The sequence below is a fragment of the Seramator thermalis genome (assembly GCF_004138125.1).
Classification (GTDB): domain Bacteria; phylum Bacteroidota; class Bacteroidia; order Bacteroidales; family Dysgonomonadaceae; genus Seramator; species Seramator thermalis.
Genome location: NZ_RXHS01000013.1, coordinates 60,214 through 73,566 on the forward strand (window position 1 = coordinate 60,214; position 13,353 = coordinate 73,566).

Genomic DNA, 13,353 nt, shown 5'->3' on the forward strand with positions numbered 1-13,353 from the left:
AAAAACTCAAAAATGAACTCATTCATTTTATACATTGAGTGCCTGATTTCGGGATACTTGATCGGATCGATCTTATTTGCTTCTTTGATTACGAAATTGGCTACGAATCAAAATATTCGTGAATTGGGAAATGGGAATCCGGGGGCTTATAATGTGTTTCGAAATGTCAACAAATTTTTGGGCATCCTCTCCGGACTGCTCGATGTTTCGAAATCTTTTGTTCCAATGCTGATTGCAAGCCGTTTTTTGCAAACTACAGACACTATAGCACTCGGATGTATCGGCATTGGATCCGTTATCGGGCATGGTTATCCCCTCTATTATCGGTTCAAAGGTGGACGAGCAGCATCCACACTTTTAGGAATGTATCTGTTTTTTATACCGATTGAATTGTTGATCGCTCTCATTATCGATGCACTCATAGTTTTAGGCATTATCAAAAAGCAATATGGCATTTGGGGACCTTCCATTTTGATCGCATTGAGCGGAATCCTTTGTCTTTTTTTCCCGCACGAAACAAACATTAAGGTAATTGTGTGGATTGGAGCACTCGTCACGTTATATTTCAATCGGGATAAGCTTTTCGGCAAAAAGGAAAACCCTCAACCCGAAGTTTCAAAAACTGCTTGAATTTGAAGATTTTCCGACAATGTGAAATACAAAACGATCATCAAACAAAACGGCTTTAAGAATTTGATTCTCAAAGCCGTTTTTAGTTTTTGTATCCGATTGCATAAACGCGATCAAATACTCAATTTTTTGTCGAGATTTTGTTTCAAGACAGTCAAAAAATCCTTAGTATTGAGGTATTTATCGGGAGTTGCGTTTTTACCATACACGAGCAGGGCGAGATCTTTAGTCATTTGCCCGCTTTCTACGGTTTCCACACAGACATGTTCAAGTTTTTGGCAAAAGTCTATCAGTGGCTGATTGTCATCGAGTTTGCCACGATGCATCAAGCCCTGCGTCCATGCAAAAATAGAAGCAATCGGGTTTGTTGATGTTTCTTTTCCTTGCTGATGTTGACGATAATGGCGCGTAACTGTTCCATGGGCAGCCTCCGCTTCCACCGTTTTGCCATCAGGCGTAACCAATACGGACGACATCATGCCGAGCGAACCAAATCCTTGGGCCACTGTATCAGACTGAACATCGCCATCGTAATTTTTGCATGCCCAAACAAATCCTCCGTGCCATTTCATGGCCGATGCTACCATATCGTCGATCAAACGGTGTTCGTAGGTTATTCCTGCTTTTTGAAATTCGCTTTTGAACTCATTCTCATAAACCTCAGCAAAAATGTCCTTGAAACGACCGTCGTAAGCTTTCAAAATCGTATTCTTGGTGGAAAGATATAGCGGATATTTTTTCGATAAAGCCATCTGAAACGACGAACGAGCAAAACCATAAATAGACTCGTCCGTATTGTACATCGTCAGGGCAACACCGTCACCTTCGAAGTTGTAAACATCCCACGATTGGGTTTCTCCGGTATCGGAGGTAAAAGTCATCCGCAGCGTACCCTTACCTTTAATGATTTTGTCAGTAGCACGATACTGATCGCCAAAAGCATGACGTCCGATAATAATCGGTTCGGTCCAACCCTGTACATAACGCGGAATGTTGCGACAAATGATCGGCTCTCGAAAAACAGTCCCTCCCACTATATTACGAATGGTTCCATTAGGCGATTTCCACATTTGTTTCAAGCCAAATTCTTTCACCCTTGCTTCATCGGGAGTGATTGTAGCACACTTGATACCTACATTATATCGTTTAATGGCTTCGGCTGCTTCCACGGTAACCTGATCGTCGGTGGCATCGCGATTTTCGATACTCAAATCATAATATTTGATATCGAGATCGAGATATGGCAAGATCAATTGTTGTTTGATAAATGCCCAAATGATGCGCGTCATTTCATCGCCATCAAGTTCTACAACAGGGTTCTTTACTTTAATTTTATCCATGCAAATGATTTTTTCGGTGACAATTCCTATTCTAACGATTACTCATCGGTATATAATCTTGTTTTTCTCGCACATTCCTGTATGCAGGGCGGATGATGCGTTTGCTGCTGAAATTCATCTCTTCGATGCGATGAGCCGACCATCCAACGATGCGTGCCATTGCGAACAAAGGAGTGAACACTTCGGGAGGCAGCCCCAATGCATCATAAACAAATCCTGAATAGAAATCGACATTGATACAAGTGCGAGATTTGGCTCCTTGCTTCTTATAATCGAGAAATACTTCTACGCTGCGATCGGCAATAATTTCCATAAACTCGAATTCTTCTTCTCTGCCTTTTTCTTTGGCCAATTCTCGAGCCATCTCTTTGAGTAAAAGAGCACGCGGATCGCTGATTGTATAAACGGCATGCCCTATCCCGTAGATCAAGCCGGAACGATCGAAGGCTTGTTTATTGAGAAGTTTGAGGAGATAATTGTCTATCTGACCGACATCTTTCCACTCGCTAATATTTTTCTTCATGTCATTGAGCATACCTCGAACCATTATATTAGCTCCACCGTGAAGAGGGCCTTTCAGTGAACCGATACCGGCTGCAATAGCCGAATAAGTATCCGTTTCGGTGGAACTCGTGACCCGCACCGAAAAAGTAGAGTTATTGCCTCCGCCATGTTCGGCATGAAGCATCAACGCCAAATCTAAGATTTTTACATCTAATTCGGAATAGGCATCGCGTCCATTCATCATGAAAAGGAAATTTTCAGCAATCGAACGATCTTCGTAAGGATGTCGTATATGCATGGACCGCCCCAATTGGTCATGGCGCAAAACCTGGTAAGCATAAGCGATGATGGTGGGAAACTTGGCAATGAGATTGATCGATTGCCGTATAAGATTGTCGGGTGAAATATCGTCGGGATTCTCGTCATACGTATAAAGTTCCAAGACGCTTCGTGCAAGAATATTCATAATGTTTTTGCCGGTTAGGCTCAGAATGCTCATCGTTGTTCTGTGATTTAAGGGCATCGTATGCCACAAAACTTCGGAAAAAGCATTCAACTCTTCTTTATTCGGAAGTTTGCCTGCGAGAAGCAAAAAGGCAGTTTCTTCAAAGCCTAAACGATTTTCTTTCTGCACACCGTGCACCAAGTCTTCGACATCCATTCCACGATAATAAAGTTTACCCGGAATCGGTTTAAGAGTCCCATCTTCCTGACGTTCGTATCCAACTACATCCCCCACGCGTGTAAGTCCGGCCAATACACCGGAATGATCTTCGTTGCGAAGTCCACGTTTTACACCCATTTTCACAAAAAGATCTTTGTCGATATTGCTCGTTTCGACAATTCTATCTGACAAAAGTTTAATCAATTCATTGTTATCCATATACTATAATTTTTATCAATTGTTTCATACGATAGGGACTTGCAAAGCTATGTGCCCACTTCAAGTTGTCCTACTTGATTGTTATTCTATAAATTTTCAATTATTTTCTCAGAAAATTCGCTGGTGGACAATACTGTGCCATTTTTCATAAATTTGGAAAGATCGAAAGTTGCAAAACCGTTCGAAAACAAATACTCCATCGACTTGGTAATCAATCTTCCCGCTTCATCCCATCCCAAATATTCAAGCATCATAGCACCGGAGAGCAACATGGAGGATGGATTTGCAAGGTTTTTCCCTGCTATATCGGGAGCAGTGCCATGCGTCGCCTCAAAAATGGCATGACCGGTCAAATAGTTAATGTTTGCACCGGGTGCTATCCCAATCCCTCCAACCATAGCAGCCATCTGATCCGATATATAATCACCATTTAAATTGAGCGTTGCGATGACAGAGTAATCCTCCGGCTTTAAAAGCGTATTTTGAAGAAAAGCATCGGCTATAACGTCTTTTACAAAAATTTTTCCGGCGGATATTCCCTCCTCATAATATCTGATAGCGGCATCTACGCCCTGTTCGTTTTCAATTTTTTTGAATTTGTTGGCCGTAAAAACCTTTTCCGGAAATTCTCTTTCGGCAAGTGCATAACCCCATTTTTTGAAACCACCTTCGGTATATTTCATAATGTTGCCTTTGTGGACAAGTGTTACGGATGGCAGGTTATGATCGAGGGCATACCGGATTGCGGCTCTCACCAATCTCTCAGTTCCTTCTATCGATACCGGTTTCACACCAATAGCTGTTGTTTCGGGAAAACGAATATTGACAACATTCATTTCTTCTTTGAGAAATTTCAAAACTTTCCGCAATTCTGGAGTTCCTGCATCCCATTCTATTCCGGAGTAAATGTCTTCGGTATTCTCTCGAAAAATGGTAACATGTACTCTCTCGGGATGAAGCAATGGCGTAGCGACACCTTCGAACCACCTAACCGGACGTTGACAAACATACAAATCGAGTTCTTGACGCAGCGCTACATTGAGCGATCGAATACCTTCTCCCACCGGAGTGGTGAGTGGGCCTTTTATTCCGACCAGATGCGTTCGAAAAGCTTCTATCGTTTCTTGTGGTAGCCGGTACCCGGTTTTATTGAAAGCTTTTTCGCCGGCGAGTACTTCTTTCCAATGAATTTTTCGATTGCCTTCGAAAGCCTTTTCTACCGCTTTATCGATAATATTGAGAACGCATGCTGTTATTTCTTTTCCTATCCCATCTCCTTCGATGTACGGAATGATCGGATCGTTGGGCACAATGAGGGTTTCTTCTTTTTTGGTTATTCGTTGCATAAAAATGAGATGAACAATCTTTCGATATTTCGCTAATGAATGAAAGAAAATACTTTTTTTGAAATTACAATAACAATTCAAACCCTCATAACACAAACTTATAAAAATATGTCATATTTGTTTTTTCATTGCATTCAAAGCACTTCCTGCCTTAAACCATTCTATTTGTTGATGATTATAGGTATGTGAGGCTTCAAACCTGTCTTTTGTACCGTCCGGATGAAGCAGTTCGATAATCAGGTTTTTACCGGGAGCAAATTCGGTTAATCCGAGTATGCTGATTTTGTCACGTTCCTGAACCTTTTCGTAATCGTCTTTATTAACAAAGGTGAGCGCAAGCATTCCCTGTTTTTTTAGATTTGTTTCATGGATTCGGGCAAACGATTTCACGAGGATTGCTTTCACATTTAGGTGACGTGGTTCCATAGCTGCATGTTCACGACTCGAACCCTCGCCATAGTTTTCTTCGGCAACTATGACCGATCCTACGCCTTTTGACTTGAACTTTCTGGCTAACGCAGGTACCGGCATGTATTGCAACGTATCCGGGTCGAGCACTGCATTGGTTTGATCGTTAAAAGCATTCACGGCTCCTATGAGCATATTGTCAGAAATATTGTCGAGATGTCCACGAAACTTGAGCCACGGTCCGGCCATCGAAATGTGATCGGTAGTACATTTCCCTTTCACTTTAATCAAAAGCGGAAGATTAATAAAATCTTTACCGTCCCATGCAGGAAAAGGAATAAGTTTCTGCAATCGTTGCGATTTTGGATCAATATTTATTTCAATCGAGCTTCCATCTTCAGCGGGTTGCATATATCCCGGATCTTTCACGTCGAAACCTTTTGCAGGCAATTCAAAACCCATTGGTTCATTAAGTTTCACTTGTTCACCTTTGCGGTTTTCGAGAGTATCTTTTAGCGGATTGAAACACAAATTGCCTGCAATTGTGAGAGCAGCCACCAATTCGGGAGAAGCAACAAAAGCATGTGTGTTTGGGTTGCCGTCATTGCGTTTTGCAAAGTTGCGATTGAAAGAGGTGACGATGGAATTGGGACGATCCGTTTTTTCATCGGTGCGTTTCCACTGACCGATACACGGGCCACAAGCATTGGCCATTATCACAGCACCTTCTTCTTCAAATTCTTTTAAAATCCCGTCACGTTCGGCCGTATAACGGACTTGCTCCGAACCGGGATTGATAATGAATTGCGACTTGACACCCAAGTCTTTGCTTTTGGCATCACGCACGACAGATGCTGCACGGGTGAGATCTTCGTAGGAAGAGTTGGTGCATGAGCCAATCAAACCGGCTTCTATTTTTTCGGGATAATGATTTTCTCGGACAGCTTTGGCAAATTCGGAAATCGGATAAGCCGCATCGGGAGTAAACGGCCCATTAATATAGGGTTCAAGCTCAGATAGGTTTATTTCGATCACCTGATCGTAATAATTATAGGGATTGGAAACGACTTCAGGATCAGGTCGAAGATATTCGCCAATTTTGCGGGCTTCGTCCGCAACTTCCTTTCTGCCGGTAACCTCAAGATAAGCCGCAGACTTTTCGTCGAATGGGAAAATTGATGTCGTGGCACCTACTTCGGCTCCCATATTGCAGATAGTTGCCTTTCCTGTTGCAGAAAGCGTAGCCGTGCCATCTCCAAAATATTCGATAATGGCATTTGTTCCGCCTTTCACGGTAAGAATTCCTGCAAGTTTCAATATCACATCTTTTGGCGAAGCCCATCCCGATAGTTTTCCGGTGAGTTTTACGCCAATAAGTCGAGGCATTTTGAGTTCCCAGGGCAAACCGGCCATAACATCCACGGCATCTGCACCACCTACTCCAATGGCAATCATTCCTAAACCGCCGGCATTGGGTGTGTGGGAATCGGTTCCAATCATCATCCCGCCCGGGAAAGCATAGTTTTCGAGCACAACCTGATGGATAATCCCGGCTCCCGGTTTCCAAAATCCGATGCCGTATTTATTCGATACATCGCGCAAAAAATCGTAAACTTCTTTATTGGTAATCTTTGCCGTTTCCAAGTCCGATTCTGCATTTTTGTAAGCCTGAATCAGATGATCACAATGAACTGTTGACGGTACGGCAACTTTGGTTCTTCCCGAATTCATTAGTTGCAACAACGCCATTTGAGCCGTAGCATCTTGCATGGCGACCCTGTCGGGAGCAAAATCCACATAATCAGATGCCCGTTTATATTCCTTTACCTCAACACCCGGTGAAAGATGTGCAAAAAGTATTTTTTCGGAAAGCGTCAACGGACGATTCACGACTTGCTTTGCATGTCGAATTTTTTGAGGAAGATTCGCATATACATTGCGAATCATGTCAAGATCGAAAATCATAACAAATATGGTATTTTTATTGAATATGCACTGAAAACTTTGTTTGGCTGTAATTTCAATTTGAACAACCTTATAACTAAAATGTTCGTTTCCTTTCTGAAAATAATATTCCGATGAGCTTTACCCACTAACTTTTTCGGATGTTAAATTTACTCATAAATATTGAAACAAATATCTTTTTTCAAGAAAAACTTTATTCTAATAAAATAATGAGCACAGCGCCCATGATCATGATAGCCGTTCCGAGTAATTTTTTTCGAATATTTCGTTCTTTGAAAAACGCATATCCAAGCCCTACGGAAACAATTCCCGACAATTGGAATAACGCCAGCGCATAACCTACCGGCATGTGTGCAAACGAATAGTTGGTTGCCATTTGCATGATACCCATGCATGAAACCAATGCCAAATAGATCGGAATATTTCTTTTATACATGACCTTGAGCTGTTTTTTAGGATCGACCCGATATAAAAAAAGGAAACAAAATGAAAACAAGGCATTAAAAAAGCACCAAACTACAAACGAAATAGTTGGCGAAGACAATAGAATGATTTTTTTGATGAAAATTGCCTCAATAGCAGTCAAAAGCATTGCATAAATTCGGAATTTGATTTCGGGACGTTTCAGCACCCGCCACGAAAATCGCTCCGGGAGTGTGTCGAGAATGAAATAGCTCCCATAAATGATCAATCCCATGCCAAGCACGCCCCATAAGTTGGGAAATTCGCCAAGTAAGGGGATTCCCAGCAAAAGACTGACCACAGACTTGTAGGAATTTATCGGCCCTAAAAGCGAAATATCACCTTTTTCGACTGCTTTTATCAGATATCCGTTTCCTAAAGCACCAACAAGCCCACCTGCGACACAATAAATCCAAAATATCGGGGCAAAACTGCTCCAGGGTATTTTGCCCAGAAAAGGGATGCAAAGAATGCTTAGAGTGAAAAAACCCACAAAATTTACCCAAAGAGGATTTTGTCGAGATGCGGTAAGTTTTTTCTGAAAAACATTAGCAAACGGATTTGATAATATCCGAAGAAGTAATGCTATGAAGAGAGTCATTGTAAATGATTTTTGCAAAATTAGACAAAGAAGGAATAAGACGTTCGGCATTTACATTATTTTTCGTAATTTCGGCCCGACAAATCACACTGAATCTAATTTTATCGCCGAAAAAATGAACAATGACGAACCAAAAACAACAGAATTGCCCGAAAATGCTTACAGGGAACTCAAAGAAGGGGAAGAATACCAACCGGTGATGCCTGCCGACAAGCCTGTGGCCGAAACGACGCCCTACGCCATCGGTATGGGATTACTCATGGCCGTTATATTTTCGGCCGCCGCAGCTTATTCGGGTCTTAAAATCGGGCAAGTATTCGAAGCAGCCATTCCCATTTCCATCATTGCCGTTGGAGCATCGGCAGCATTCCGCAAGAAAAATGCTTTGGGACAAAATGTCATCATCCAGTCTATAGGTGCTTCTTCCGGGGTGATTGTGGCCGGCGCAGTTTTCACCATTCCCGGTCTTTATATTTTACAAGCGAAATACCCCGAAATACAAATTAATTTCTGGCAAATTTTCTTTTCGTCGCTGCTTGGAGGTTTTCTTGGAATACTTTTTCTGATTCCGTTTCGAAAATATTTCGTAAAGGACATGCACGGCAAACTACCTTTCCCCGAAGCCACCGCAACTACCGAAATATTAATGACAGGCGAAAAAGGTGGGAATCAGGCCAAACTGCTTGTAACAAGCGGTCTTATCGGCGGGCTATTCGACTTTTGCTTCTCGGCTTTTCGCCTCTGGAGCGAAGAAATTACCACACGAATCATTCCTGCCGGTGCAATGCTGGCCGAAAAATTCAAAATGGTTTTAAAATTCAATGTAAGTGCTCTTATCTTCAGTTTCGGATATCTGGTAGGATTACGTTACGCCTTGATTATCACGGTCGGATCACTTCTATCCTGGTTGGTTTTCATTCCATTGGTAAACGAAATTGGAGCTTTGTCGGCTACGCTTTCAGGTGGAGTCAATCCATTTACCTCTATGTCTGCCGAAACCATCTTTGCCACCTATGTTCGTCCCATCGGGATAGGCGCCATTGCCATGGCGGGAATTATCGGCATCATCAATTCGGCCGGCGTAATCGGCAATGCATTCAAATTGGCGGTTGGGACGAAAAATGTCACGCAACAAAACGAAAAAACAACACAACGCACACAACGCGATCTGAAAATGTCGTTCGTGATGTTATTCTTATTTCTCACTCTCATTGCAGTTTTCATATTTCTCCTGATAGGAGTTAAAGTGACACTCGTGCAGGCCATCGTTGCCTTGATTACAATCACCGTGATTTCATTCCTGTTTACTACCGTCGCCGCAAATGCAATTGCGATTGTCGGATCGAATCCGGTTTCGGGAATGACACTCATGACCTTGATCCTTTCATCGGTAATTTTAACAGCCGTTGGGCTGAACGGATGGCAGGGCATGGTGAGCGGACTCATTATCGGAGGTGTTGTGTGCACAGCCCTGTCAATGGCCGGTGGCTTCGTCACCGATCTGAAGATTGGTTACTGGATCGGATCGACGCCCGCCAAACAGGAATCTTTCAAGTTTTTGGGAACGCTGGTCTCAGCCGCAACGGTTGGAGCCGTGATTTTTATTCTGAACGAAGCCTACGGATTTGTAGCAACTCCCGAACATACCAACCCGATGGTGGCACCGCAAGCCAACGCTATGGCAGCAATTATCGAACCATTAATGTCGGGAACCGGCGTTAGTTGGATGTTGCTGGGTATTGGTGCCATTATTGCCGTTTTGGTTAACTGGCTTGGCGTTTCGCCACTTGCCTTTGCTTTAGGCATGTTTATCCCACTGCCGTTGAATTTGCCCTTGGTTGTAGGAGGCTTGCTCAATCATTGGATCAATCGTAGTTCAAAAGATAAAGAATTAAACAACGCACGTCATCAGCGAGCCATCCTTATCTCTTCCGGATTTATAGCAGGAGCGGCATTGTTCGGAGTAATAGGAGCTTTGATTATTTTCTTTACCGGAGATGGCGAAGCTCTTAACTTGCACTTATGGGACAATCCTTCGGGAACAGGAGCACAAATCACGGCATTATGCGCTTTTTTGGCATTGCTGGGATATTTCGTGTGGGAATCGATGCAGGCGGAGAAGGAATGATTTAAATATCGTATATTATTAAACACATTATAAACGGTTAGATTATTTTAAAAATGAAAAAAACGATTTTTTTGATTTCTGTGATAGCGATCTCTTTTTCATGTACACAAACACCGAAAGAAACAGCCGCCGAAAATAAATTGGATTATACACAATACGTCGATCCATTCATCGGAACTGCATTTACCGGACATACATTTCCCGGTGCAACGTATCCTTTAGGAATGATTCAGGCAGGACCGGAAACAGGTAATTATTCTTGGGAATACTGTTCGGGATATGTTTATGGAGATTCGTTGATTTATGGTTTTTCGCAAACACGACTAAACGGAACGGGGTGTATCGATCTAGGCGATTTGCTCATGCAGCCTTTTGCAGGAGAAAAACGTTCGGATTTGCGAAGCAAATACGATTTGATCAGCGAAAAGGCTTCACCCGGATATTATGCAGTAAACTTGACCGATAATGATGTGCGTGTGGAAATCACAACTTCACCCCATGTTGCCTTCCACAAATACACTTTTGCCAAAGGCAAAAAAGCAAATGTACTGGCCGATTTTCAAAGCGGACTTGTGTGGACTCGACAACATTTGCCGACCAGCGTTATCGAAAATGAAGTGAATTTCGAGAACGACCACACAATTACAGGAATGACACGTCGTCGCGAATGGGTAGATCGCACCTATTTTTTCGTAATCGAATTCGATAAACCGATTCTCACTCAGGAAAAACTGCCTAAGCAGGATCAACGAGAAAAGGCTCCCCGCTACATCTTAACCTTCGATATGAAAAACGATACGACATTGAATATGAAAATCGCCCTATCATCCACAAGCATCGAAGGGGCAAAAGCAAATCTGAAGGCTGAAGTTTCGGGTTGGAATTTCGATGCAACTCGCGAAAATGCAAAAAATGAATGGAACAAATATTTGTCGCGCATCCAAATAGAAGGAACCGACGCCCAAAAAACCAATTTCTATACTGCATTGTACCACTTATTTATTCAACCCAACAATATCGCAGATGTGGATGGCAGATATGTTGGTCCCAACCGACAAATTTCGCAATCATCGGGAGGTAAGTTCTATTCGACATGGTCGCAATGGGATATTTTTCGGGCAGCATTTCCTCTCTATACAATCGTAAGTCCGGAATTGATTCCTGAATTCATAAACTCGATGCTCGATTACAGCGAACAGCAAGGTCATTTGCCCGTGTGGGCCTTGTGGGGTCAGGAAACATACACGATGATTGGCAGCCACTCGGTTCCGATGGTTGTTGACACTTACCTGAAAGGATTTAAAGGATTTGATGCAGAACGGGCATTTAACGAAGTAAAAAAATCACTTACAATAAATACACCGGACTACAATTGGAGATTGTATGATCGATATGGGTATTTCCCATTCGACTCCGTACGTGTTGAATCGGTTTCGAGCACGCTCGAATGTGGATTCGACGATTATTGCGCAGCCATGATGGCCCGGCAACTCGGCAAAACTGCCGATTTCGATTTCTTCAACAAACGTGCTCAATATTATAAAAACCTTTACGATCCGTCTGTCGGATACATGCGCGGACGCGACAGCAAAGGAAATTGGCGGACACCATTCGATCCGCTGATGCTTGCACATGGCGATTCGGACGTGGGTGGTGATTATACCGAAGGTAATGCCGCACAATATACCTGGCATGTTCTCCAGGATATTCCGGGACTTCTCTCGCTGATGGGAGATAAAAAAATGGCTGTCGAAAGGCTTGATTCTCTGTTTTATACTACGGCCAAATCAACCAATACACTTTCCGACGTTACCGGACTTATCGGACAATATGCGCATGGTAACGAACCCAGTCATCATATTGCTTACCTTTATACTTATTTGGATGAATCGTATAAGACGCAAGAACTGGTTCGACAAATTTGTACCGACTTCTACAAAAACAAACCCGATGGTCTGATCGGCAATGACGACTGTGGCCAAATGTCGGCATGGTTCATTCTCTCTTCTCTCGGGTTTTATCCTGTCAATCCTGCCGGCGGAGAATTTGTTATCGGCGCTCCCCAGTTGACTTCGGCGAAAATAAATGTCGGAAATGGCAAAACATTTTCGATGGAAGCAAAAAATTTGTCTATCGACAATAAATATGTCGAAAAAATAGAACTAAACGGCAAACCCTACGATAAAAAAACGATCAACTATAAAGACATTATGAATGGAGCTTCGCTGATATTTTATATGTCGGCTACCCCAAAAAAATAACAGAACGAAAAACTTTCTGCAAATAGCTGTCACTGAAAATGGGTGGCAGCTGTTTTCTATTCTGTTCTGCGAATTATATTATTAACTATGCGACCGCTCAAAAATTTACCCGAAGGGTATGTTCTCGTTCGAGAAATCGATGCACTCAAAAACAAACATGACTTCAACCGAATTAATCTTTACGCATTCATTGTTTTCGGAGCAATGATGCTGATGCTTATCGAAACGCCTTTCTCAATTCCTCATTTGACGGATACATGGTTCGATATAGTTCTTTTTGGGATATCGATTAGCGTCGCAATCGTGATATACATGGTTTTGCACGAAGTTGTTCACGGGATTTTCATTTGTCTGACGAGTGGTGAAAAACCCTCTTTTGGAGTAAAACTCCCTTATGCTTTCGCCGCTTCGTCCATGTATTTCGACAAACGCAGTTATATTATTATTGCTTTAGCTCCGATTGTTTTGTTCGGAATATTGTTGTGCCAGATCAATATAATCGTACCGGCGGAATGGTTTTGGTTTGTATATATCCTCCAAATGATCAACCTTTCCGGTTCGATGGGCGATATATATGTTTCCGGCGTTGTATTGCGCTTACCGCCCGATACGCTTGCTTATGACACGGGTACGCAGATGCGATTTTATTCAAAACAAATTTAGTTTGATGTTCACGGAAATAACGCAAAAAGGAACATGAGGGTGTCTCAAAAGGGCACTTTCTTTTTTAGATTAAGCAGCTAAATCAAAGGCTAAATTTTGATTTGAGGTTATTCTGTTTTTAATTTTTTGAAATGATCGAAACATAACGATAAATATAAAGGT

At 42.4% G+C, this 13,353-nt stretch carries 9 protein-coding genes; 4 read left to right on the forward strand and 5 right to left on the reverse strand.

All coding sequences use genetic code 11. The features are described from left to right. Positions 1 to 12 precede the first annotated feature (12 nt). A complete protein-coding gene (locus EJN84_RS09940; protein WP_129595280.1) occupies positions 13 to 630 on the forward strand; it encodes a glycerol-3-phosphate acyltransferase in 618 nt (205 codons plus the stop codon). A 113-nt stretch (positions 631 to 743) separates the two neighbouring features. Here the strand turns inward: EJN84_RS09940 and EJN84_RS09945 are convergent, their stop codons facing one another. The 5 genes from EJN84_RS09945 to EJN84_RS09965 form a co-directional block, all read right to left on the reverse strand. After that, positions 744 to 1,970 (reverse strand): NADP-dependent isocitrate dehydrogenase, encoded by a 1,227-nt coding sequence (locus EJN84_RS09945; RefSeq protein ID WP_129595281.1) that lies wholly within the window; start codon positions 1,968 to 1,970, stop codon positions 744 to 746. A gap of 31 nt (positions 1,971 to 2,001) precedes the next feature. Then, a complete protein-coding gene (locus tag EJN84_RS09950) occupies positions 2,002 to 3,357 on the reverse strand; it encodes a citrate synthase (protein ID WP_129595282.1) in 1,356 nt (451 codons plus the stop codon). Positions 3,358 to 3,443: 86 nt separating this feature from the next. After that, positions 3,444 to 4,721 (reverse strand): NADP-dependent isocitrate dehydrogenase, encoded by a 1,278-nt coding sequence (gene icd, locus EJN84_RS09955; RefSeq protein ID WP_262707356.1) that lies wholly within the window; start codon positions 4,719 to 4,721, stop codon positions 3,444 to 3,446. A gap of 93 nt (positions 4,722 to 4,814) precedes the next feature. After that, complete coding sequence (locus EJN84_RS09960) at positions 4,815 to 7,076, reverse strand: aconitate hydratase (RefSeq protein ID WP_129595284.1); 2,262 nt, start codon at positions 7,074 to 7,076, stop codon at positions 4,815 to 4,817. 193 nt (positions 7,077 to 7,269) lie between these two features. Beyond that, a complete protein-coding gene (locus EJN84_RS09965) occupies positions 7,270 to 8,139 on the reverse strand; it encodes an EamA family transporter (protein ID WP_238943997.1) in 870 nt (289 codons plus the stop codon). Between the two features lie 115 nt (positions 8,140 to 8,254). Here EJN84_RS09965 and EJN84_RS09970 point away from each other — a divergent pair, with 115 nt between their 5' ends. From EJN84_RS09970 to EJN84_RS09980, 3 genes are all read left to right on the forward strand, one after another. Beyond that, on the forward strand, positions 8,255 to 10,267 hold the full coding sequence (locus EJN84_RS09970) for an OPT family oligopeptide transporter (RefSeq protein ID WP_129595286.1): 2,013 nt from the start codon (positions 8,255 to 8,257) through the stop codon (positions 10,265 to 10,267). Positions 10,268 to 10,320: 53 nt separating this feature from the next. Further along, on the forward strand, positions 10,321 to 12,528 hold the full coding sequence (locus EJN84_RS09975; protein ID WP_129595287.1) for a GH92 family glycosyl hydrolase: 2,208 nt from the start codon (positions 10,321 to 10,323) through the stop codon (positions 12,526 to 12,528). Between the two features lie 87 nt (positions 12,529 to 12,615). Further along, positions 12,616 to 13,191, forward strand: coding sequence for a DUF3267 domain-containing protein (locus EJN84_RS09980; protein WP_129595288.1), 576 nt, complete (start codon positions 12,616 to 12,618; stop codon positions 13,189 to 13,191). The last annotated feature ends 162 nt before the right edge of the window (positions 13,192 to 13,353 follow it).